Below are 23974 nucleotides of genomic sequence, written 5' to 3' on the forward strand. Positions count from 1 at the left end.
CACGTTCGGGCCCCACGCGGACGGCGCGGTGGTCTTCGCGATGCCGGCCGCCTTGGTGTAGAAGTCCGGCTGGTTGTCGAAGTACGCCGGCGCGCGCTCGGCACGGCGGTCACCGCAAACGCTCACGGGGCGGCTCGAACCGCATGGGTGTCGGTACGGAGACCAGCCCGGCCTCCTGCTTCTCGTCCCGGAAGTAGCCGGGCCAGTCGTGGTTGAACAGCATGAACCGCGCCCCGCGGTCCCCGATGGCGAACACCGTGGCCTGCTGGTACTGGAAGAGGTCCTCCAGCCGCGCGTCGAGGTCCACGCCCTCGCCGATCAGATCGAGGCGCAGTTCGGTGTAGAACCGGTCCAGATCGGCCTGCACGTGCGCCCAGCACCATTCGTAGATCAGCCACGACTCCTTGTCCGGGATCAGCCGGCGTACCTTCTCGGCCATGTCGGGCTGGCTCAGCACCTTCCCCTCGTTGGGGATCGAGCTGTCGACCAGGTACTGCTCCAGGAGCTTCTTCGCCCGCAGGATCGGTTCGGCGAAGACCCCCTCGCCGGTGTGCAGGGCACGGTCCAGCAGATGCCGGTAGAAGCGCTCGTACGACAGGATGCCCTCGCGCTGGAGGTACCTTCCGATGTACCCGGTCAGACCGCGGTTGTGCAGGGCCTGCACCGTGGCGCCGAACAGGTACATGTAGACCCAGTCCTCGCGCGTCATCGTCGAGTGCGCCACCACCACCTCGAACTGCTCGATGTCGTCCTGGAGATACGCCCGCCGGATCGTCTCCAGCGCGTACCTCTCCCGGTACGCGGGCGTGCTCATCTCGCTGTTGGGCAGCATGACGCACTCGTAGACGGAGATGTGGCCGTGGATGCCGATCTCCAGCATCCGGCAGATGCCCCGCACGAAGGACTCCCGTGTCTCGTGCGGCAGGCCGAGGATCACCTCGGTGTTGGCGTCGACGCCCACCTCGCGGAACCGATGGGCCAGGTCCTCGTACCGCTCGGCCTTCATGTTGGACCGCTTGACGTGCTCCAGCACCTCCGCCGAACCGCTCTGCATCGCCAGGATCGCCCGGTCGGACATGCCGGCCGTGGCCATGATCTGCCCGATCTCGAACACCCGGACGGTGGCGTTCTTGGCGTAGCTGGCGGCGAACTTGCGCGGGTAGCCGTCGGCCTCTCGCCGCGCGGCGAAGTGTTCCGCGAGCGCCTTGTCCCGGGGCAGGATGCCGAAGTTGGCGTCGGCGCACAGCACCGCGTGCACCTGCCGGTCGGCCAGGTAGTCGATCTCGGCGTGCAGCCGCTCCTCGCTGTACTGGCGCACCTTCGACATGGTGTTGGAGCCCCAGTCGCAGAAGGTGCAGCTGTACGGGCAGCCCCGGTTGGTCTCCCACGGGGTGACCACCGGATAGCCATGGCTCCGGGCCAGCTCCATGGCCGGGTCGAGCAGTCCGGTCAGCCAGGGGCTCGGCACCTCGATCTCCCTCGGCAGCTGGGCGCCCAGCGGATTGCGGTGCACCTCGCCGGACGCGTCGCGCCAGCTCAGCGACGGGAGCGAGGAGAAGTCCGGCTGCTCGTCCAGCAGAGCGCGCAGCAGCGCGGCGAAGGGCCTCTCGCCCTCCTTGTGGATCAGGAAGTCGACATACGGGTGCTCGTCGAAGAAGGTGCGCGAGTCGTCGGGTACGTGCGGGCCCCCGGCCACGATCGTGATCCCGGGGAAGCGTTCCTTGGCCTCCTTGCAGAGAGTCATCTGGCGGCGGAAGTTCCAGATGTAGCAGGACACCATGAAGACGCTCGGGTCCTCCATGGAGTCGACCGCCGTCGGCACCTGCTCGGGCAGGAACACCGGCTGTTCCAGCTCGTAGGCGTCCAGCAGATCGGGCTCCAGCTCCAGATAGGCCCGCAGACATCCCCAGACCAGCGGGATGTATCCGAATCTGCTGATCATCGAGGAATACACACGGCGTTTTCCGGGAACACCCGCGTCGCTCATCGTCCAGCCCTCCGATCGTGGTGCACGAAGCCTTTCGTGGCACGGACTCAGGTCATGGGAACAGCCCTGGGGGTGGAACGGCCCCGGGTGGGGAACGGCCTCAGGCGGGCGAGGGCCTGTCCTGCCACCCCAGGTTCTTGTCCCGGTCGGTGAATTCCGTGTGGACCTTGTTGGTGAAGATCAGCCGGCGGTGCCGCGGCACGCGCGGGAAGGAATCGGCCACCTGTGCCGCCTCCGGCACGACATGGTCCCGGCCGGTCTGCTCCGGGTGGTACGCGAGGTGACGTCCGCGGGGCCGCCACCGACGATGAGGCAGTCGGTGTCCGCGATCGACCGCGGTGCACTGGGAACGGCCTGGTCGACGTCGGCCAAGGTCGCCTCCTTCGGCGGGATTCAGTGGCGCGCTGATGGCGTGCTGGGAGGGAAAAACGTTTCCTTCCTCATGTGGAGAAGCTCGGCCGGCACCTGCCGCTCGGCGCAGGTCTCCAGGAGCATGCGGGTCTGGCGCAGTTGCTCGGAGTCGGGGTCGTAGGAGGAGCCCGTGATGTGGCGCAGCCACGGCTCCAGGCCCATGGCGTACACAAAGACCCGCCGGGCACCCACGCGGCGGGCTATCTCCGCCGCCATGACCGCGTCGGATCCGTTGATCCGGCGTCGTTGGTCGACCTCCCGGGGCAGCCGGGTCTCCAGCAGCGGGCCGTAGAGCCACGAGGCCGGCGCCCCCACGCTCTCCAGGCCGATGAACAGGGCGTCGACCGGCGGCAGCAGGTCGCTCAGCAGGTCGTAGAGCGCCGGCTCCAGCAGGGTGGTGTCGGTGGCGAACAGCAGCGACCGGCCGTCCATGCGCACGAGGAAGACGCTCTTGGACCAGATGTCGAGGTCCGCGTGCTCTCCGAGGAAGGGCAGCGCGGTGACGGTGATCCCCTCCGCGATCCCGACCGACTCCAGTTCCTGGACCCTGCGCACGGTGCGGAAGCCCAGGTTCTCCAGCAGTACCCCCAGGCCCGGGTCGGCGAGCGACCCACCGGAGTCCCGGGGCACGATCACCGTGTCGGTACGGTGGCGCAGCCGCAGCAGGGTCTCGATGCCCACGTGGTCGGGGTGCGCGTGGCTGAGCACGATCGCGTCGAGCCTGGCGGGCAGGTCCTCGAAGGTGAAGTGGTCGTGGCCGTCACCGGCGTATCCGATCAGCGGGTCCATCAGGACCGAGCCCGCCGCGGACTCCAGCAGCACGCACGCGTGGCCGAAGAACCTCATCCGGACGCCCTCGGCCACCGGGGACGGGGGCGCCGGGGGAGTGTCGGTGAACAGCGTGCGAAAGAGGGCTCGCCGGTCCGGGGCCACGCCGAGGTCGCGCGCCAGTTCCTCCGGATCGACCCCGGACGGCTCGGCACCGAAGAGCGTGTCCAGCTCCGGCGCGTCGAACGGGACGGGGAGGTCGACCCGCCGCGCGTCCGGCATCACCGGGCTGTTGAAGATGAAGGGCTGTGCCGGATCGGGCCCGGCGCGCAGCGAGATCGTCTGCGCCGACCGGTCGTACAGGGCGGCGGAGGCGTAGAGCAGAGGTTCGAAGAACCGTATCTGCGGACGATGGCTCGTGTCATAGGCCAGCTCGACCCGGCCGCGCAGCGTGTCCCCGAGGAGCGGGTAGAGAGCCGACAGCGGATTCCCGTCGGCCTTCTCCCGCAGCAGGCGGCGGGCGTCGTCGATGTCCTCCGCCAGCCGCAGCAGCGGGGCCGCCGCGCTCGTGGTCCGCTCGACGAGCGCCTCGATGTCGGCGACCGTCGCCGTGCCCGGGTCGAGGAAGGGACCGCCGAACATCGCGGGGTCGCGCAGCGCACGCTCGTGCAGATGGGGCGCCTTGACGTAGCTGTGCATGACCTGGAGCTGACGGTCGCGCAGATTCAACGCCGCCGTGTGCGGGCTGAGCAGATGGGGCCAGGCGTACCACCGGTGAATCAGCGGTTGCGCCACGGCCCAGGGGGCGAGAAACCAACCGGATCCTGTGCTCATCTGTTCCCTTCGAACGAAGACTCGGCTTCCTCTTCGGGAGACCGCCCGTCGCTTCCCTCCTCTTCTTCCGCGGGTGCCGCCTCGGGTCCTTGCCCGGAAGACCGGCTTTCGCCGTCCCCGGCCTCGGCGGGGTTGTCCCGGGTTGCGGTGCGCACCCCGCGGACGCTCAGCGCGGTGACGAGGACCAGTCCGGCGCCGGCGATCACGAGTACGGGCCGCGCCGAGAGCAGGTCGATGAGCAGACCGCCGACGGCGTACGCCCCGACGCTGCCCAGGAAGGCCGCCGAGGTGAGCAACCCGCCGGTCTTGCCGAGCATCTCGTGCGGGACATGGCGCTGCAGCAGCGTGTCCTCGCCGATCATCGCCCCGCCGTTGCCGAGCCCGGCCACCACCTGGAAGGCGATCGCGAGCCCCAGCCACGGGGCCACACCGGTCAGCAGCAGGCCCAGGCCGGTCACCGCCCAGCCGCCGAGCATCAGCACCGTGGGACTGATGCGGTCGGGCTTCTGCGTCAGCAGCAGCGACACGGCGACCATCGCCACGCCGAACGCGGCGGAGAGCAGGCCGTAGCCGCCGGGACCGGTGTGCAGGTCGTCCTCCGCCAGGAACACCAGCGCCACGTTGTCCAGCGAGCCGAACAGCACGCCGAGCAGCAGCAACAACGAGGTGCTGCGGACGAACGGGTTGCCGCGCGCGAAGCGCAGCCCGTCGGCGACGTCCGTCAGGAATCCCGGCATGCCCTTGCTCGTGGCGCTCGCGGGGAGCAGGGCGGGCAGCCCGATGAGGAGGAGGGCGCCGAGCAGGAACGTCACGGCGTTGACGCCGAACGCCTGCCGGGGACCGGCGAACCCGACGAGCAGGCCGCCGATGACGGGCCCCGCCACGGTCCGGGCGTTGAACGCCGTGCCGATCCAGGCGTTCGCACGCGGGCGGTCGGCGTCCTCGACGGCCCGGACGATGACGACGCGGCCGGCCGTGGCGACGACGGTGGCGAACCAGGTGGCCACGAGCACCAGCAGCGCGAGCGGCCACAGCGGCGGCAGCCACAGCGCGATCAGCGCCCACAGAACCGCCTGCACGAGCTCGCTGACCATGATCAGCCGACGCAGCGGGAACCGGTCGGCGAGCGCCCCGGCGACCGGCCCGAAGAAGCGCGGCACCGCGCTGGCGAGCATGACGAAGGCGACGCCGTTGGGACCGTTGCGCTCTCCCACGAACAGCAGCAGTGCGGTCGTGGCGATACCGTCGCCGACGAGCGAAAGCGTTCGGGAAAGCCAAAAATTACGGAAAATCCGGTTCTGGGCGAACAGGGACGTGCTGGCAGGCCTCAAGGGCACGAATCCGTCTCACTTTCGTCTGTTTTCCCGGTGCCTGCTACACAACCGCCCCACACGGCGATCGTCAATAACGCGCGCTGTGCCACACTCGCACCACATCTCCCCGCAGACGGCAGGAGAATGCCCGCAGGCCAGATGCGCTGTCAAGGACACCGACAGGAAAGAAGCAACCCCGGGATCATGGCCGAAAACTGCCCCTTACGGACCGGGTATCCGGAGTGGAGACTGTGGTTCTGCCGGAAGCGGCGAGACGGAATTGCGCGGATCTCTTAAGGAGAGTGAGCACTTTTGCCTGGTGGGGACCACCTGATAGATCTGGGCTGGGACGAACGGCTCGCCGACGGCTATCAGGAGCTGGCCGCCGTCAGAGAGATCGGTGACAGCGCGGTGCCCGGCCGGGTGGTGCGCGTGGACCGCAGCGCGTGCACGGTGGCGACCGAGGCCGGCGAAGTGCGCGCCGAGATCGCGGCCGACGTCTTCCGTGCCGACGCGGCGGGTGCGCTCGGACAACCCGCCGTCGGTGACTGGGTGGTGCTGGAGACCGGCCACCAGGGCGTCCACGGCTCGGCACTGATCTCGGCCGTCCTGCCGCGACACGGCGTCTTCGCCCGCCAGGGTCCGGACGGACAGACCGTCGAGCAGGTGGTGGCCGCCAACATCGACACGGTGTTCGTGGTCAGCCCCGCCTCGAGTGACCAGCGGCTGCGGCGGATCGAGCGCTATCTCGCCCTCGCCTGGCAGAGCGGCGCCACCCCCGTGGTCCTGCTGACCAAGTCGGATCTGTGCCCCGATCCGGCCGAACTCCTCGCCGAGGTCTCGACGGTGGCCGTGGGCGTCGACGTCCACGCGGTGAGCGCCGTCGACGGCAGCGGGGTGGAGGCCGTACGGGCGTATCTCGCGCGCGGACGCACGGTCGCGCTGGTCGGCCCGTCCGGCGCGGGCAAGTCCACGCTCGTCAACCTGCTGGCGGGGCAGGAGTTGATGTCCACGCAGGACATCCGCTCCGACGGCAAGGGCCGCCACACCACCACCCATCGCGAGCTGATCCGGCTGCCGGGCTGCGGCCTGCTGATCGACACCCCGGGCATGCGGGCCCTCGCCCCCTGGGACGTCGCCGAGGGAATCGGCCTGGCGTTCCACGACATCGAGGAACTCTCCGAACAGTGCTCGTTCACCGACTGCGGCCACACCGGTGAGCCGGGCTGCGCCGTACAGTCGGCGGTCCGCAGCGGAGCGCTCAGCTCCGAGCGCCTGTCCAACTACGAGAAGCTGCAACGCGAGCAGAAGCACCAGGAGTTGCGCCGCGACGCGCGGGCCATGGCCGAGGAGAAGCAGCGCATCCGGGTCAGGGCGCGCGCGCTCAAGAAGCGCCCGCACCGGTGATCGGTCGGGTATGCGGTGCCGGTCGGGTACCCGGGCCCGGGGCGCCCGCCGGCGACGAGGGCGGGACGGTCCGGGGATGACGGGGTCGGCGGGGACAGCGGGTTCGGCGGAGGTGGCGGGTTCGGCGGGGCCGACGCGGACATCGGGGCTGTCAGGGACGGCCGCGCCGACAGGGACTGCCGCGCCGGTGGGGACAGCAGGGCCGGTGGACGGCCCGGTCGCCTCGGCGGCTCACGCGTTCCTGGCGGCGGCGCACCGCGGCCGGGCGCTCCCCGCTGTGCGGCACCGCGGCACCGAGCTGAGCTATGCCGACGTCGCGGAACTCGCCGGAGGCGTCGCCGCCCGGCTGCGCCGGCTCGGGGTGGGCCCGGGTGACGTGGTGGCGACGGTGCTGGAGAGATCCGTCTGGTGCCCCGTCGCCGCACTCGCGTCCTGGGCGGTGGGCGCCGCGTACGCGCACATCGACCCGGCCGACCCCACCGCCCGCATCGAGGCCCTGCTCGCCGCGCTCGGTCCACGGGCCGTGCTGGTCGACCGGGTGAACAGCTCCCGTACCCGGGCGGGCGGACGCCCGGGCCTCGTGGTGGACGACGACGTCACGACGGCGCCCTACGTGCCCTTCCCCGGTGCCCGGCCGCACGACCGCGCGTACCTGGTGTTCACCTCGGGCTCCACCGGCACCCCGAAAGCCGTCCAGGTCCCGCACCGGGCGCTGGTGAACTACGCCGCGGCCTTCCGCTCCCGGATCGCCCCCCTCGCGCCGGCCAGCTTCGGCATCACGACGACCTTCGCCTCGGACCTCGGCAACACGTGCGTGTACGGCGCGCTCCTGCACGGCTCCCGGCTCGACATCTACGACCGGAACACGACGCTGGACGCCCGCGCGATGGCCGCCGAGCTGCGGGCGCACCCGGTCGGCTGCCTGAAGTACACCCCCTCGCTGCTGGCCGCGCTGGCCGGCGGCGCCGACCTCGCCGCACTGCTGCCCACCGACCTGCTGGTGCTGGGCGGCGAAGCGCTCCCGCCGCGACTCGCGGACGCCGTCCTCGCCGCGCGGCCGGATCTGGCGGTGTACAACCACTACGGCCCCTCGGAGACGACCATCGGCGTGCTGATGCACCGGGTGCGGGGGCCCGTCACCGGTGAACGGGTCCCGATCGGGACCCCGCTGGACGGCGTCTCGGTACGCCTGCTCGACGAAGAGGGCCTGCCTGTCCCCGACGGGACGCCGGGCATCCTGCACCTCGGCGGCTCCTGCCTGGCCGACGGCTACCTGAACGACGACGCCCTGACCGCCGCCAAGTTCCCGCGCGGGGCGAATGGGCGCTGCTACCGGACGGACGACCGGGTCCTGCGCAATCCCGACGGCCGGTACGAGTTCTTGGGCCGCGCCGACCGGCAGCTCAAGATCCGGGGCAATCGGATCGAACCGGCGGAGGTCGAGGCCGCCCTGCACCGGCTGCCCGGCGTCCGCCGGGCCGTTGTCGCCGGGGAACGCCCCGCTCCCGACGCACCCCTGGAACTCGTCGCCTACGTGGCGACGGACCGGTCGGCGGAGGAGATCACCGGCGCCCTCCAGGACGTCCTGCCGGCCGCCTCCGTGCCGGGTGCCGTCCACGTGGTCGCCCGCATCCCCACCACGGCCAACGGCAAGACGGACCTCGACGCCCTGCGTGCGGCAGCCGGTGCGCACCGGCGGGCGAACCGGGCGGACCCCGGTGATCCGCCGCTGACGCCGGTGGAACAGACCATCGCCGACGTGTGGTGCTCGGTGCTGGGCCGGCCGGCGATCGGCCGGAACCAGCAGTTCGTCGCGCTGGGCGGCGATTCCTTCAAGGGCCTCGTCGCCCTGGGCCTGCTGCGCACCCGCTTCCCCGAACTGGCCGCCGAACACCTGCACGGCCGGGTCACGGTCGCCGAACTGGCCACCCGCCTGAAGCGACGGACCCCGGAGCGCTGACGACTTCCCGGACCAAGGCACCGGCTGGCCGGCGAAGTCGCGGCTCCACTGCCGAGTACGGCTCCGGGCTCGGCAACCAACGCTGGGGCGTGGAGCGCGCGTTCACCCACCCCTACCCCGACAGCATCGGAACCCAGTGATCCATCACTTGGCGCAGGCGCCCGCGGTGGTCGGCGATCCAGTCGTCCGGCGGGACGAGGGGGACCCCCTCGTCATCGGCAAGGGAGATGAGCTCCCTCGGAGGACTGTCACCCATGCCTTCCCTCCCCCGTGAGCGAGTCGTGAGGCGATCCTCGCCTGGCCGGAAGGCATCGTCCACCGCCTTTTGCCTGGTGTCAGTGGGTCGGGCTGCCCCCGACCCACTCGCTCCACGGCATGTTCCAGTCGCTGAGGCCGTTGTCCGGGGCCAGTGCGGTCTTGTCCGAGGAGTTCTTGACGATGACGACGTCACCGATCATCGAGTTGTCGAAGAACCACGCGGCGGGCAGCCTGCCGTCGCCGCCGCCCCTGACGTCCTTCAGGCCCACGCAGCCGTGGCTGGTGTTGACCTTGCCGAAGACCGAGTCCGTGCCCCAGTAGTTGCCGTGGATGAACGTGCCCGAGTCGGTCAGGCGCATGGCGTGCGGTACGGCCTCGATGTCGTACGCGGGCTTGCCGTCCTTGTCCGTGAGGCCGACGCTCGCACCGTTCATGTGGATCTGCCGGAACTTCTCGGAGATCACCATCTGACCGTTGTACGTCGGGTGCTCGGTGCTGCCCGACGAGATCGGGATGGTCTTGATCGTCTTGCCGTCCCGGACGACGGTCATCTTCTTCGTCCGGGCGTCGACGGTGCTGACCTGGCTCCGGCCGATCTTGAACGTGACCGTCTTCCGGACGCCGTCGCGGCTGAGCGTGACGGTGACGGTGGAGCCGGGCTTCCAGTACTTCTCGGGGCGGAAGTCCAGGCGGTGGGCGTTGAGCCAGTGACCGGCGACCTGCTGGCCGCTGCTGGAGCTGACCTGGATCTCCGACTGCACGGCGGCCTTGTCGGTGATCGCCTTGTCGAAGGTGACCGTCACCGGCATGCCCACGCCGACGGTCGAGCCGTTCCCGGGGGAGACGTGGCCGATGAAGTCGTTGGCCGGGGAGACCGTGCTGATCGTGGCGTTGCCGGTGGCGGAGCGGCCCTCGGCGTCCTGGGCCTCCGCGGCGATCTGGTACTTCGTGGCACGCTCCAGCGGGCCGTTCGGCTTCCAGGAGGTGCCGTCCGCGGACAGGGTGCCCGGTATCTCCGTCCCGGTCGCGACAGCGGTCATGGTCACCTTGGTGAGCTTGCCGTCGCTGACGGTGACCCCGACCGGGCCGGTGGTCCCGACGCCGTAGGCGCCCTGCCCGGGTGTGATCTGTATGCGGGCGTCGGAGGCTTCCGGGGCGCCCGTCTGGGCTGCCTGCGCCTGCGATCCCGGCCGGTCCCCGGCACCGTTGCCGCCGGTGGCGGCGTGGCTTGTGCCGCCGAGGGCGGTGACCGCGAGGACGCCGCCGAGTACGCCGGCCGTGGCCACCAGTCCGGTGCGTTGTGTGAACAGCGTGATCAAGCGCTTCTCCCAGTCGCTGGTCTGTGCATTCCTGCGCTGATCGCCGAAGGAGTGCAACCAGCTCTGAAACCACTTATAAGCATGCCACTGTTCATAAATGGTCGAATTGTGTTGAACGCCACCATTGCGTCAAGGGGAAGGGCGCGCGTCCGCCGAGTCGGCAGCCGCGGACGCGCACCCGGAGATGACCGGAGATGATCAGTCCCGGTCCTGCACGGCCATCTCCCCCAGCAGGGACCAGTCCTCCTGCGGGAGCGTCATGTTGACGATGCGCGGCGTCTCGGCGAGGTGCGGCGGCAGTGTCTGCTGCGCGGCGCGGAAATGCTCGGAACGGACGTGCGCGCCACCCGCCTCCTCGTCACGGAACGCCTCGACGAGCACGTACTCGGTCGGGTCGTCGACGCTGCGTGACCAGTCGAACCACAGGCAGCCCGGTTCGGCACGGGTCGCCTCGGTGAACGCGGCCGCGATCTGCGGCCATCGGTCGGCGTGCTCCGGCAGCACCCGGAACTTCGCGGTGATGAAGATCATTCCAAGCTCCCCAGCTCTTCGACGGGCTTCTTTGCGTGCGTCCATGGTCCGGGCGGTCCGCCGCCGCCGAAGCGGCCGACGCGCCGAGGCCGCTCCGGAGCGGTACCCACGGTCATCGACGGTCTGCACACCCTCGGCCGTCGCTCGCGGGCCCCCGCTCCCCGTCCGGAGCGCGTACGCGACGAGCCGCTCCCCTCCCAACCGACGGCCGTTCCTGACGGCTTGCTCCCGAGCGGCTGCCGGCAGCCCGGCCCTGGCACGGGCGTGTCCTGGGGTTTGCCCAGCGTGACGAGGATGTCCAGGCACCCGCGCAGATCCGCCACGGCCGCGGCGAACTCCCCGCGGCACAGCCGTGCCGCGGCGCGCGCGTCCAGGGCGTTGGCGAGTCCGGCGGGGTGACCGCGCGTGCGCTCCATGGTCACCGCCTGCTCGCCCAGGCGCAGGGCGCGCGCCGGGTCGGCCCGCTGGCAGGCCACGCGCGCGGCCAGCGCCGGTGCCGCCCCGCCGAGCGCCCGGCCGCCGGTTCCCGGTAGCAGTTCCGCCAGCAGCGTGTGGGCGGCTGACGGCTGTTCCTGCTGGTAGTGCACGCGCGCCAGCTCCAGGCACAAGCCGCGGCCACGGGGCATCGTTTACGGGGGCGCCGGCCAGGGCCGCCGCGAGGTTGTCCCGTTCCACGGCGAGCGGGCTGCCGGCCTGGTCGGGGAACACCTCGACGCCGACGACGTACGTGAGACCCAGAGCGGCGGCTCCGAGGGTCGCACCGCCCAGGGCGGCCATGACGGTCCTGCGCGTCGCGCCGACCGGGTCGTCGGCCGGCCCGGGGGCGGGCCGGCGTTCTGCGGAATGGGGACGGGGGGTGTCAGTCATGGGGTGAGAATGGCGCGCGGTGCCGGTCCGTGGGATCGATCGGATGACCGGTGAACCGGGCGCGTTACGAAACGGGGCTGGTGCGCGGAGTGCTTCGCGAAGGCACCTGCGCTCCACAGCCGCACGGGGCCGGAAGCCTCGGCAGGCTCGCGCGGAGCGTGCGGTGGGTCGGTGGGGGAGTCGGGTGCTGGTGCGGCCTGCCGCGGAGCCGTGAGGAAGGCGCGGACGTCGGTGGTCGCCCGGTGGAAGGGGGGCCGGGGGCCAGACCGTACGGCCGTAGGTGGGCCGGGGAAGCGCCGGGACCCTGGAAGCGCCTCCGGGGGCTCGGCCGCCCCGGACGCGCGTGGCTCACATCCCGGGATCGTCGAACTGTTCCAGGAGGAAGTCGACCGGTGCGAGGAGCGGCGCGGCGGAGCTGTCGCCGGGAAGAGCCTGTTCCGCCCAGATGACCTTGCCGCGGGTCGTGTACCGCGTCCCCCACCGCTGAGCGAACTGCGCCACCAGGAACAGCCCCCGCCCGCCCTCGTCCGTGGTCGCCGCCCGCCGCAGGCGTGGTGAGGTGCTGCTGCCGTCCGAGACCTCGCAGGTCAGACAGCGTCCGCGCAGCAGCCGTACGGCCACCGGGGGCGAGCCGTACCGGATCGCGTTCGTGACCAGTTCGCTGACGATCAGCTCCGTGGCGAATCCGGTCTCCTCCAGCCCCCAGGTCCGCAGGGTCTCCCTGCACCGTGCCCGCGCCGAGGGGACCAGCGCTGGGTCCGGTGGCACGTCCCACTCGGCCACGCGCGACGGCGGGAAGGTCCGGGTACGCGCGGTGAGCAGGGCGATGTCGTCGGAGGAGTGCGACGGCTTCAGCGAGTCGACCACCGCCTGGCACGTCTCCTCCGGGGCGCGGTTCCCGGACCCCTCCAACGCCCGGCGCAGCCTCTCCAGCCCGACGTCGATGTCCTGGCCGCGGTCCTCCACCAGGCCGTCGGTGTACAGGACCAGCTGTGACCCCTCCGGCAGGGACAGCTCGGCGGTCTCGAACGGGTAGCCGCCCAGCCCGAGGGGCGCCGAGGCCGGCACACCGGCGCAGGTGACCGTCCCGTCCGGGCGCACCACCACCGGTTCCGGGTGTCCCGCGCGGGCCATGGTGCAGGCCCCCACCACCGGGTCGTAGACCGCGTAGAGGCAGGTCGCACCGGTCACGCCCTCGCCCTCGTGGTCTTCCGTCGCGTCGCCGGTGTGCTCCTCGTCGTCCATCCGGACGACCAGGTCGTCGAGGTTCCCGAGCACCTCGTCCACGGGCAGGTCCAGGACGGCGAAGTTGTGCACCGCCGTGCGCAGCCGGCCCATCGTCGCCGCCGCGTGCAGGCCCCGCCCGACCACGTCGCCCATCACCAGCGCCACCCGGGCCCCCGGGAGCGGGATGACGTCGAACCAGTCCCCGCCCACCCCCGACTCCGCCGGCAGGTACCGCCAGGCCACCTCCAGCGCGTCCTGCTCCGGCTGCCCCCGCGGCAGCAGACTGCGCTGAAGCGTCACCGCCATCGCGTGCTCCCGGGTGAACCTGCGAGCGTTGTCGATGGCCACCGCCGCCCGGACGGCCAGTTCCTCCGCGAACGCCAGGTCCTCCGGATCGAAGGCCGGGGAGTCCACCGCCCGGTAGAAGTTCACCACACCCAGCGCCACGCTCCGCGCCCGCAGTGGCACGGTCACCAGCGACCGCAGCCCGCGCTCCAGGGCCGCCCGGGCGCGCTCCGGATCCTGTTCCCGCCAGCCGTGGGCCTGCCGCAGGTCCGCCTCCAGCACCCCCCGCCCCTCCCGCAGTGCCCGCATCTGCGGACTCCGGGCCGAGAAGGTGATCACTTCGTCCAGCGGATACACCGGGACCATCCGCTGTGCGCCGCCGATCGCCGCCCGCCGCAGATGCCGCCAGCCCTCCGCGGTCGGCTCCCAGCCCCGCAGCACCGCGTCGAGCAGGTCGACCGTCACCAGGTCGGCGAACTGCGGCGCCGCCACCTCGGCCAGCTCCTGGGCCGTACGCCCCACGTCCAGCGTCGTGCCGATCCCCACCCCGGCCTCGTACAGCAGGTCCAGCCGCTCCCGCGCGACCTCGGCCCGTCCCGAGACCGCCGCCAGCTCCGTGGTGTCCCGCAGGGTCACGACGCTGCCTCCGCGGCCGGCCCGCGGGTACGTCGGCCGCTTGTTCACGGCCAGCAACCGGTTCCCCGCGCGGTACACCTCGTCGGTGACCTCCTCCGGCGACGACAGCAGGCGCATGAGCGGCTCCGGCAGTCCCAGTCCCCGCACCGGACGCCCCTGCACGTGCTCCGGCAGCCCGAGCAGCCGCGTCGCCTCGTCGTTCGCCAGCAGCAGCCGTCCGTCGGCACCGGTGATGAGCACCCCCTCCCGCACCGCGTGCAGGACCGCGTCGTGGTGCTCGTACAGCTGCGCCAGCTCCACGGGGGACAAGCCGTGCGTGTGCCGCCGCAGCCGCCGGGACACCAGCGTCGTTCCCGCCGTGGCCAGCGCCAGCGCGACGGCGCCGCTGCCCACGATGATCGGCAGCTGCGGCATCCACAGTGCCGCCACGTTCCTGACCGTGAGCCCGGCGGAGACCAGGCCGACCACCTTGCCACGCGCGTCGGTCACCGGGACCACGGCCTGCACGTCCGTCCCCTTGCCCGCGGGCAGGGGCGGTCCGCCGGCCTGCTCGACGACCGTGCGGCCTTCCAGCGCCGGTCCGATGGTGCCGACGAACTTCTTCCCGATCTCCCGCGGATAGGGGTACGTGTAGCGGATTCCGGTCGTGCTCATGACGATGACGAAATCCACGCCCGCGCGCTTGCGCGCCGCCTCGGCCCGCGGCTGGAGCACCGCCGACGGGTCGCGGGCCCGCAGCGCCGCGGCCGTGCCGGGGGCGTTCGCGAAGGACTGGGCCGCGATGACCGACTCCCGCCGCCCCCGCTGCAGAGCGTCACCCGCCGCCTGGAGCACCATGCCCACCACCGCGGCCACGACCAGCAGGAGCACGATGACGACCTGGAGAAGGAACACCTGACCGGCCGCACTGCGCGGGTGCAGCAGAAAAGCGCGGCCTTCGCGCGGGCGTCCGGTGGGCGGATGATGTTCCGGGCTCCGAGGACGCCCGGAAAATACCTCCATACACCCTTGATAGCACCACTGTGGGCCGGCCGACTGACCACACCGCTGCGGCGCGGCCGACGCCGGCTCTCACGGAACGAAGCCCGTTATGCCCCGATAAGATACTTCAGTGATCAGGAACGGACGGCCTCGGCGTCACCGGCCTCCCTACGGTGGCCGACGCGAGACCACCGTGCTGGCGCCCGTGATCCTCACCGCCCTCATCTCCGGCCTGGCCTTCGCCACCCCCAGGGAGATCGCCTTCAGCCGTCTCCTGCCCGCCGCCCCCGCCCTCGCCGCCGCCATGTGGCCCGTGGTCCCCACGATCCTGCTGGGGGCGTTCTGTCTCCTGGTCATGATCGGACTCAGCCTCGTCTACTCCGATCTGGGGACGCCCTACACGGCGGCCGCCATCGTCGCGGTCACCCTGGCGGCCGCCTACACGAGCCACATCAGACTCCAGCGGGAGGAGACCCTGTTCCAGATCCGGCTCGTCGCCGACGCGGCGCAGCAGGTGCTGCTGCGCCCGTTGCCGCGCCGGGTCCAGGACGTCGAGATCGAGTCCCTGTACCTGGCGGCCCAGGAGCAGGCCCGGATCGGAGGCGACTTCTACGAGGTGGCCGACACGCCGTACGGGGTGCGGCTGCTCATCGGCGATGTGCGCGGCAAGGGGCTGTCGGCGGTGGGGGCGGCCTCGGCGGTGATCAACTGCTTCAGGGAGAACGCCTACGACGAACCCGATCTGAGAGGCATCATCCATCGCCTGGAGGCCAGCATCGGCCGCTACAGCGTCGCGATCCTCGACCCGGACCAGCCGGAGCACTTCGCCACCGCTCTGATCGCCGAGATCCGGTACGGCGGTGGGCAGATGAGGATCCTCAACTGCGGGCACCCCCCGCCCCTGCTGATGCGGAGCGGGGAGATCCGGGTCCTGGAGCCCACCGCCCCCTCGCCCCCGCTCAACCTCGCCGCCCTCCTCGGGGACGACTACAACATCGACACCGTCGTCTTCACCGCGGGCGACCAGATGCTGCTCTACACCGACGGCGTGACGGAGACCCGGGACCGCAGCGGCACCTTCTTCCCGCTGCCGGAGTGGATGCGGCAGCTCGGCCCGGCGGCGCCCCGGGAACTGCTGGACCGGCTGCACCGGGACCTGCTCCACTACAGCGGCGGCCGGCTCGACGACGACATCGCCGCCGTCGCCGTCCGCTGCGGGCACCCCGGGGCCCGGACACCCCCGCCCGGCTCGCCGGGGCAGTGATCGGGCGGGGCGGCCCGGCCGGTGTCCCGCCTCCGCCGCCGAACGGCGCATGGCCGGACAGGCCCTAGGGAAGGGCCAGCTCGGCCCAGATGGTCTTCCCGGACGCGGTGTAGCGCGTGCCCCAGCGCTGGGACATCTGGGCGACGAGGAAGAGGCCGCGGCCCCCTTCGTCGTCCCGGCGCGCCCGCCGCAGGTGGGGTGCGGTGTGCGCGTTGTCGGACACCTCGCACAGCAGGGAGCGGTCCTTGATCAGCCGCAGCATGACGGGCCCGGAGGCGTACCTGATGCTGTTGGTGACCAGCTCGCTCACCACCAGCGCCGCGCTGAACGACAGGTCGGCGAGGCCCCAGTCCGTCAGCTGGCGCTCGGTGTCCGTGCGGGCGTGCGCCACCATGGCGGGGTCCGGCGGCAGCTCCAGGTCCGCCACACGGTCGGCGCCGAGCCGCCGGGTCCGGATGAGCAGCAGCGTGGCGTCGTCCGTCTGAGGGCCGGGCGGCCGGGCCGACACCGCGCGGTCGCACAGCTCCTCCAGCGGGCAGCGCTGCCAGGTGAGCACATGCGCCAGGCGGTCGATCCCGCTGTCGATGTCGGTGTACCGGTCCTCCACGACCCCGTCGGTGAAGAACGCCACGACGCTGCCGTTGGACAGGCTCAGCTCGACGTTCTCGTAGGGCAGGCCGCCCAGCCCGAGAGGCGGTCCCGGCGCCAGCGCGGACAAGGACACGGAGCCGCTCGCGTCGGCCACGATCGGCGGGGGATGACCCGCGCTCGCCCAGACGCACCGGCCGCTGACCGGGTCGTAGATCGCGTACAGGCAGGTGACCCCGAGCGTCTCGTCGCCCAGCCCGTCGTCGGCAGCGGGTTCCGAGTCCTGCGCGACCAGGCCGTCCAGCCGGGTGAGGAGTTCGGCCGGGTCCAGGTCCAGCAGGGCGAGGGTGCGTACGGTGGCGCGCAGCCGGCCCATGGTCGCGGCCGCGTGCATCCCGTGGCCCACCACGTCGCCGACGGTCAGGCCCACCCGGGCGCCGGACAGCGGGATCAGGTCGAACCAGTCGCCGCCCACGCCCACGCGACTGTCGGCAGGCAGGTAGCGGTACGCCACCTCGGCCGCACTCTGTTCGGGCAGGTGCTGCGGCAGCAGGCTCCGTTGCAGTACCAGGGCCGCTGCATGCTGACTGGTGTAGCGGCGGGCGTTGTCGATGCCGACGGCGGCTCGCTCGGCGAGTTCCACCGCGAGCGTCTGCTCCTCCGGCCCGAAGCGGTCGGGGTTGTTGCTGCGCCGGAAGGTGGCGAGCCCCAGGACGCCGTTGCGGGTGAGCAGCGGGACGAAGAGGCAGGAGTGCGGGGCGGCAGATCCCGTCCGGCCCGGTGCCCGGGACGGGGAGGCGTCGACGACGGGGCGGCTGGTGGCCAGGCTCTGGGCCTGCGGTGACGAGGGCGGGTAGGAGACGGGAGTGGTCCGGAACTCTTCCGGTGTCCGGCCGTGCATCCGCAGCAGACTGTGCCCCGGCGCCGAGCCCGTGGGCGGCTGCCGCCCCTCGATGACCGCCGGCGGCAGGTCCACCAGCACCTCGTCGGCCAGCTGCGGCACCGCCACGTCCGCGAGTTCCGCGGCGGTACGACGCACGTCCAGCGAGGCGCCGATGCGCTTTCCGGCCCGTACGAGCAGCGACAGCCGTTCCTGGGCGCGGTAGCGGTCGGTGATGTCCAGGGACTCCTCGAAGAGTCCGAGCAGTTCGCCCCGGGCGTCCACCAGCCGGTGGTAGGAGCAGGACCACACGTGCTCGCGCACCGGGTCGGCGGGGGCGCGCCCGCGATAGTGCATGCCCGTGATCGGTTCGCCCGTCGTCAGCACGTGCTCCATGATCTGGTCCTCGTCCGGAGGGTGGTGGCGGGAGATGAACTCGCCCTCCGGAAAGAGATCCGCGGCCGGCCGGCCGATGTACTGGGCGATCCCGGCCAGCTCCAGATCGGTGGAGACGTTCCCCCAGACGACGCGCATGTCGGTGTCGAAGATCGTCAGGCCCACGGCGGACTCGGTCGCCAGCCCCTGCAGCATGGCCAGCTGCGCCTCCCAGCCGCGCAGCGTGTCCAGGTCGGCCGCGACCACGACGGTCGCGGCGGCGCCCCGGTGCGCGAGCGGGCCGAACGTCACGGCCGCGCGCAGGGTGCGTCCGTCCCGGCAGCACAGGTCCAGGACGGTGCTGCGGGGCCGGTGCCCCTGGCAGAGCTTGCAGAGGGTGGGCAGCCGCTGTCCGGGCGTCGCCGCCAGCAGCCGGGCGGCCGGCTGCCCGAGCACCTCCTCGGGGGAATGTCCGAGCAGGCGCTGGGCCGAGGATCCCCATCCGGAAACGCGGCCCTCGGCGTCCAGTACCGCGGCGGCGGCCTTGGAGAGGTCGAGGGGACTGTGGAAATCGACGTCGGGGGCATTCGGAAAACGATCCATGGCACCGCTTCCCTTCGTGCTCCCTCAGCATCCCGTGCCGGGCGGCGGACGACAACCGCACGCCCCAGGGCCCCCTGCGGGCACAGGACGCCGGCGAGGAGCGGTCGGGGAGCCGGGGGCTTGCTATGCAACGAGTTGCATAGCATGATCGGGGTCATGGCGCTCGAACACGCGATCCTGGTGTCGCTTCTGGAGAAGCCAGGCTCCGGCTACGAGCTGGCCCGGCGCTTCGAACGGTCCATCGGCTACTTCTGGACCGCCACCCATCAGCAGATCTACCGCGTGCTCAAGCGCATGGAGAACGACGGCTGGGTCGACGTCCGGGACGTCCCCCAGCAGGGCCGGCCGGACAAGAAGGAGTACTCCGTCGCCGACCTCGGCCGGGCCGCGCTGACCTCCTGGCTGCACGATCCGATCGAGCCGGAGAGCGTTCGTCACGACCTGGCCGTGAAGATCCGGGGCGCCGCCTTCGACGCCGACCCGGCCGCCCTGACCCGCGAGGTGGAGCGGCACCGGCAGGCGCACCGGGACCGGCTGGCGCACTATCTCGCCGGACAGGCACGGGACTTCCCGCCGCCCGAGGCGAGCGGGACCGGCCCCGGGGCGCCGCTCGACGCGGAGCGGGAACTCCAGCACGTCGTCCTGCGCGGCGGCATCGCGTACGAGCGGATGATGATCGACTGGCTGGACGACGTGCTCGCCACGCTGGCCGCGTTCGGACCGGACCGCTGATCGCCGCCGTGCCCGCCGCCGCCCCCGGCCCGGCCCGCCCCCTCGCCGGAACCCCCCGATCCCCCGCCCACCAGCCGAAAGGCGCTCACTGGCATGGCTGACCAGCTGCTGTTCAACCCGCGCACCTACGACCCCGCCCCCTTCGACCCCGAGACGCGCCGGCTGCTGCGTGCCACCGTCGACTGGTTCGAGGAGCGCGGGAAGAGGCGGCTGATGGAGGACTACCGGACCCGCGCGTGGCTCGGCGACTTCCTCGCCTTCGCCGCGAAGGAGAACCTCTTCGCCACCTTCCTGACACCGGCGTCCGCCGCGGGGGAGGGGGAGCCGGACAAGCGCTGGGACACCGCCCGGATCGCTGCGCTCAACGAGATCCTGGGCTTCTACGGCCTCGACTACTGGTACGTCTGGCAGGTCACGATCCTCGGTCTCGGCCCGGTCTGGCAGAGCACCAACGCCGCCGCCCGTGCCCGCGCCGCCGAACTCCTCGCCCAAGGCGAGGTGTTCGCGTTCGGCCTGTCCGAGAAGGCCCACGGCGCCGACATCTACTCCACCGACATGCTGCTGGAACCCGACGGCGACGGGGGCTTCCGCGCCACCGGCGCCAAGTACTACATCGGCAACGGCAACGCCGCCGGGCTCGTCTCCGTCTTCGGCCGCCGTACCGACGTCGAGGGCCCCGACGGCTACGTGTTCTTCGCCGCCGACAGCCGTCACCCGGCGTACCACCTGGTCAAGAACGTCGTCGACTCGTCGAAGTTCGTCAGCGAGTTCCGCCTGGAGGACTACCCCGTGGCGGCCGAGGACGTCCTGCACACCGGCCGGGCCGCCTTCGACGCCGCCCTCAACACGGTCAACGTCGGCAAGTTCAACCTGTGCACCGCCTCGATCGGCATCTGCGAGCACGCGATGTACGAGGCCGTCACCCACGCCCGCAACCGCGTCCTCTACGGCCGCCCCGTCACCGCCTTCCCGCACGTGCGGCGCGAGCTGACCGACGCGTACGTCAGGCTCGTCGGCATGAAGGCGTTCAGCGACCGCGCCGTCGACTACTTCCGGTCCGCCGGCCCGGACGACCGCCGGTACCTGCTCTTCAACCCGATGACGAAGATGAAGGTGACCACGGAGGGGGAGAAGGTCATCGACCTGTTGTGGGACGTCATCGCGGCCAAGGGCTTCGAGAAGGACACCTACTTCGGCCAGGCGGCCGTGGAGATCCGCGGTCTGCCGAAGCTGGAGGGCACGGTCCACGTCAACCTCGCGCTGATCCTGAAGTTCCTGCGCAACCACCTCCTCGACCCGGTCGAGTACCCCGCCGTGCCGACCCGCCTCGACGCGGCCGACGACGACTTCCTGTTCCGGCAGGGCCCGGCCCGTGGCCTCGGCTCCGTGCGCTTCCACGACTGGCGGCCCGCCTTCGACGCGTACGCGCACCTGCCCAACGTGGGCCGCCTGCGCGAACAGGCCGACGCCCTCCGCGCGTTCGTAGCCACCGCCGCACCCGACGCCGAGCAGAGCCGCGACCTCGACCTCGTCCTCGCGGTCGGTCAGCTCTTCGCCCTCGTCGTGCACGCGCAGCTCGTCCTGGAACAGGCCGCCCTGACCGGACTCGACGAGGACGTGCTCGACGAACTCTTCGCCGTCCTCGTGCGGGACTTCTCCGCGCACGCCGTCGAACTGCACGGCAAGGACTCGGCGACCGGACAGCAGCAGGACTGGGCGCTGGGCGCGATCCGACGGCCGGTCGTCGACGCGGCACGCACCGAGCGGGTCTGGCAGCGGGTCGAGGCGCTGTCCGGCGCGTACGAGATGGCCCCCTAGACCGGCCACCCGCGGGCCCGGAGGACGGCGGCGCGGACCCGGCCGCCCCAGGAACGGATTCCGCGATCAGCCGGTCTTCTTCCACTGCGGCCACTGCTCCAGCGCGGTCGTGACGCGTTTCGTCAGGGACGGGATGGTCTCGGCCGCCTGTTCGTAGGCGGCCACCAGGTCTTCCAGCATCTTCGTGTTGCGCCGCACGTCGTCCGTCTTCGAACCGAGCACGGACGTGCACTCGCGGGCCGCGTCCCTGCTCTTGGCCAGCAGCGTGGACCACGCGCGGCCCAGCTCCGGGTCGGGCACGCCCAGATGGCGCCGGGCGGTGGCGGTGTCCCGGGCCAGGCCGGCGCAGACGGGGCGCAGGGTGTCACCGTCGACGGCACCGGTCTCGGCGTCCGTCGACTCCTTGAACCACCGCGCGAACGCGGTGTAGCGGGAGGCCACGGCGACGATGTCGGCCTGGCCGCTCGTCCTGAACCAGGCCAGCAGCTGGAAGCTGCGCACCCGTTCGTCGGTGCCGGCGGCCGGCGGACGCTCCGGCACCGCCAGGGCCGTACCGCCGCCGCCCGTCACCGAGCGCACGGCCACGACGGACGACGCCACGGCCAGGACCACGACGGCGCCCACGGCGGCGCGCGTCGGCCAGGACCGCCGTACGGCCCCGGCGGGCACCGGGGACCTTCGCGCGCGGGGCAGCCGGGCCAGGGGCGCGGCGACCAGGGCGGCGGCGAACATGGCCGGAGCGGCCGTCCGCACCAGCAGTTCGGTCAGGGGCCAGGACGCCTCGGGCAGCCAGTGGCAGGTGTCGCCCATGACCCGCAGCGGGCCCAGACATCCGTCGGCGGACTGGAGCAGGAACTGCCCCGCCAGCGCCAGGAGCTGGGCGATGCCGGCGGCGGCGAGGGCCCGGGGCAGCCGGTGGGCACGGACGGTCACGGCGACGACGGCCGCCGTCGCGGCCACACCGGTCCACAGGGCGACGGTCTGCCACCACAGGTACACGACAGCGAAGGACGTACCCCGTCCGCCGAGCGGAGGGCGCCAGGAGTGGGCGTACGCCATCACCGCCGCCACGGCGGCCACGCCGAGCACGCCCCCGGCCACGCCGGCGAGGAGCGTGGAGCGCAGCCCCGTCGCCCGTGGCCGCCGGAGCAGCAGTACGGCCGGGTACACCCACAGCACCACCGCGGCCGCCGCGATCACCGGGTTCGACCCGGCGACGCTCACCCTCGTGAGGACCGACGCGATCCAGGGCAGCACCGCCGCGTAGCGCTCCTGCCCCCACGGGCCGGGGAACACCCGGCGGATGTCCTGCTCCAGACCGCCCGCCTGGAACAGGTCCCCGGCCAGCAGCAGCTTGCCCGCGCCCATCCACCAGCTGAGGCCCGCCGCCGCCACGGCACCCGCCGCGACGGCCGCGACGAGCACCGCCGCGCGCAGCGCGCGCGGCGTCCCCGAGGTGTCCCACAGGCTCAGCCGGGCGCACCGGGCCAGCCAGCAGACGTAGACCACACCGCCGAGGAACGGGAAGAGCAGGGGTTCGGGGTGCGCGGGCCACCAGCCCGGGCCGATGCTCGACCCGGACAGCAACTCCCCGCAGACCAGACCGAGTCCGAGTGCCGAGCCGGCCCGCACCCCCGAGGGGCCGCGGGTGCCCCGGTGCGCGGCGTACAGGACGGCGCGCCAGACCGAGACGGTCAGGAGGGCCGCCGCCAGGCCCCCGACGACCCAGGCGGCCGGAGTCGCGTCCCACCGGTCGCTCAGCGCGTTGCCGGTGACCAGGGTCACCGCCCCGAGCAGGAACAGCGGCACGTCCGTCAGCGCGAACAGGACCGACGGGTCCTCCAGCGCGCGGCGCCGCTCCGCCCAGGTCGGGTGACTGCGCCACAACGCCGGGACGCTCCGCGCCGGGCCCGCCTGTGCCCCGGCTCCCCCGGCCGGCGCCCGCCAGACGCCGGGGTCGGCGCCCAGGGCCACGGCCCCCCGGTCGGCGTACAGCTCGCGGTGGCGCAGTGTGTCGGCGCGGGCCAGGACGACCAGCAGGAAGAGGAACGCGGCGGTCGCGATGTCCCGGACCATGTACGGCCGGGAGGCGGGCCAGAAGACGGCGTCGGCGCCCATGAACCAGCCGAACTGCGCCGCGACGAGGCTGCCGCCGAGCACGAGGGTGAACGGGACGGCGGCCAGGGCGAGGAAGGTCCGCCACAGCGCCGTCACCGCGTACGCGATGTCCACGTCCCGGTGGCGCAGATGGGCCAGTTCGTGCAGGACCACGGCCTGGAAGCGGGCCGGGTCCGAGCGGCGGACGTGCAGCAGGCCGTTGTTGAGGCAGAGCGTGCGCCTGCCCGCCCGGCCGAAGACGACCGCGCCGGCGTCGAACGCGGCCAGGTCGACCACCAGGCCGGGCAGGGCGCGCACCCCCGCGACCGCGGCCAGCCGGGTGACCTCGGCCCGCACCTCGCCGCGCGGGTCCCGGCCGTCCAGCGGCACCAGACCGTGGCGCCGCCGCTTCCAGCGGGGCAGCAGCAGGTACACGGCCGTGGCCACCAGCAGGACGACGACACCGCCGGCCAGGCCGTACCACTCAGGCGTCACGGGGGCGCCCTTGGCGCACTCCTTGATCGCCTCCGCGTGGGCGCTGCTCCGCGTCACGTTGTCGATGACGTTGCCGCCGGGGTCGTAGCCCGCCGCGAACTCGCAGAGGAACGCGACGTTCTGGGCGGGGTAGGGCCGCAGGACACCGGTCAGCATCTCGACCGTGGCCACGGCCATGGCGACGACGAGGACGAGGAAGCGTAAGGACGTCCCGGCGGGCAGCACGCCCGGATCGGGGGCCGGCGGCGCGGGCGCCGGGTTGGGCACGGCCGCCTCCGTGGCTCCGCTCACCGGGCCGCCCCGTCCTCCGGGCGGCCACCGCCGTCGTCCGGCTCGCC

At 72.2% G+C, this 23974-nt stretch carries 15 protein-coding genes; 5 read left to right on the forward strand and 10 right to left on the reverse strand.

Annotation, left to right across the window (positions count from 1 at the left end; translation table 11 throughout):
• Positions 1–109: 109 nt before the first annotated feature.
• The 4 genes from ABZV94_RS30300 to ABZV94_RS30315 form a co-directional block, all read right to left on the reverse strand.
• Positions 110–1942 carry a radical SAM protein gene (locus ABZV94_RS30300; protein WP_356345949.1) on the reverse strand — a complete coding sequence of 611 codons (1833 nt, stop codon included), beginning with the start codon at positions 1940–1942 and terminating at the stop codon, positions 110–112.
• A 145-nt stretch (positions 1943–2087) separates the two neighbouring features.
• A complete protein-coding gene (locus ABZV94_RS30305) occupies positions 2088–2210 on the reverse strand; it encodes a hypothetical protein (RefSeq protein WP_356345952.1) in 123 nt (40 codons plus the stop codon).
• A gap of 170 nt (positions 2211–2380) precedes the next feature.
• Positions 2381–4000, reverse strand: a complete 1620-nt coding sequence (locus ABZV94_RS30310) for an MBL fold metallo-hydrolase (protein WP_356345953.1) — start codon at positions 3998–4000, stop codon at positions 2381–2383.
• Positions 3997–5331: an MFS transporter gene (locus ABZV94_RS30315; RefSeq protein WP_356345956.1), complete on the reverse strand. Its 1335-nt coding sequence runs from the start codon at positions 5329–5331 to the stop codon at positions 3997–3999. Before ABZV94_RS30315 ends, ABZV94_RS30310 begins: the two co-directional genes overlap by 4 nt.
• A 294-nt stretch (positions 5332–5625) precedes the next feature.
• Between ABZV94_RS30315 and rsgA the strand changes: the two genes are divergently transcribed.
• On the forward strand, positions 5626–6720 hold the full coding sequence (gene rsgA, locus ABZV94_RS30320) for a ribosome small subunit-dependent GTPase A (RefSeq protein WP_356345958.1): 1095 nt from the start codon (positions 5626–5628) through the stop codon (positions 6718–6720).
• Between the two features lie 187 nt (positions 6721–6907).
• Positions 6908–8680 carry a non-ribosomal peptide synthetase gene (locus tag ABZV94_RS30325; protein ID WP_356345961.1) on the forward strand — a complete coding sequence of 591 codons (1773 nt, stop codon included), beginning with the start codon at positions 6908–6910 and terminating at the stop codon, positions 8678–8680.
• A gap of 335 nt (positions 8681–9015) precedes the next feature.
• On the opposite strand, the gene ABZV94_RS30330 is transcribed toward ABZV94_RS30325, so the two are convergent.
• The 4 genes from ABZV94_RS30330 to ABZV94_RS30345 all read right to left on the reverse strand — a co-directional run bounded on the left by ABZV94_RS30330 (position 9016) and on the right by ABZV94_RS30345 (position 14805).
• Positions 9016–10257, reverse strand: coding sequence for an Ig-like domain-containing protein (locus tag ABZV94_RS30330; protein WP_356345962.1), 1242 nt, complete (start codon positions 10255–10257; stop codon positions 9016–9018).
• Positions 10258–10455: 198 nt separating this feature from the next.
• Positions 10456–10788: a putative quinol monooxygenase gene (locus ABZV94_RS30335; RefSeq protein ID WP_356345964.1), complete on the reverse strand. Its 333-nt coding sequence runs from the start codon at positions 10786–10788 to the stop codon at positions 10456–10458.
• Positions 10785–11375 (reverse strand): hypothetical protein, encoded by a 591-nt coding sequence (locus ABZV94_RS30340; RefSeq protein ID WP_356345966.1) that lies wholly within the window; start codon positions 11373–11375, stop codon positions 10785–10787. The genes ABZV94_RS30335 and ABZV94_RS30340 overlap by 4 nt, the downstream gene beginning before the upstream one ends.
• 628 nt (positions 11376–12003) lie before the next feature.
• Positions 12004–14805 carry a SpoIIE family protein phosphatase gene (locus tag ABZV94_RS30345; protein WP_356345969.1) on the reverse strand — a complete coding sequence of 934 codons (2802 nt, stop codon included), beginning with the start codon at positions 14803–14805 and terminating at the stop codon, positions 12004–12006.
• Between the two features lie 184 nt (positions 14806–14989).
• Between ABZV94_RS30345 and ABZV94_RS30350 the strand changes: the two genes are divergently transcribed.
• A complete protein-coding gene (locus ABZV94_RS30350; RefSeq protein ID WP_356345972.1) occupies positions 14990–16048 on the forward strand; it encodes a PP2C family protein-serine/threonine phosphatase in 1059 nt (352 codons plus the stop codon).
• A 64-nt stretch (positions 16049–16112) separates the two neighbouring features.
• On the opposite strand, the gene ABZV94_RS30355 is transcribed toward ABZV94_RS30350, so the two are convergent.
• Positions 16113–18494: a SpoIIE family protein phosphatase gene (locus ABZV94_RS30355; RefSeq protein ID WP_356345975.1), complete on the reverse strand. Its 2382-nt coding sequence runs from the start codon at positions 18492–18494 to the stop codon at positions 16113–16115.
• A 156-nt stretch (positions 18495–18650) separates the two neighbouring features.
• Between ABZV94_RS30355 and ABZV94_RS30360 the strand changes: the two genes are divergently transcribed.
• Together ABZV94_RS30360 and ABZV94_RS30365 are read left to right on the forward strand one after the other, a co-directional pair.
• On the forward strand, positions 18651–19226 hold the full coding sequence (locus tag ABZV94_RS30360; protein ID WP_356345977.1) for a PadR family transcriptional regulator: 576 nt from the start codon (positions 18651–18653) through the stop codon (positions 19224–19226).
• A 93-nt stretch (positions 19227–19319) separates the two neighbouring features.
• Positions 19320–21044, forward strand: coding sequence for an acyl-CoA dehydrogenase family protein (locus ABZV94_RS30365; RefSeq protein ID WP_356345980.1), 1725 nt, complete (start codon positions 19320–19322; stop codon positions 21042–21044).
• Between the two features lie 66 nt (positions 21045–21110).
• Here ABZV94_RS30365 and ABZV94_RS30370 read toward each other — a convergent pair whose 3' ends face one another.
• Positions 21111–23927: a M56 family metallopeptidase gene (locus ABZV94_RS30370; RefSeq protein ID WP_356345982.1), complete on the reverse strand. Its 2817-nt coding sequence runs from the start codon at positions 23925–23927 to the stop codon at positions 21111–21113.
• Positions 23928–23974: the final 47 nt, after the last annotated feature.

The sequence above is a fragment of the Streptomyces sp. NPDC004658 genome, from assembly GCF_040609555.1.
Classification (GTDB): Bacteria; Actinomycetota; Actinomycetes; order Streptomycetales; family Streptomycetaceae; genus Streptomyces.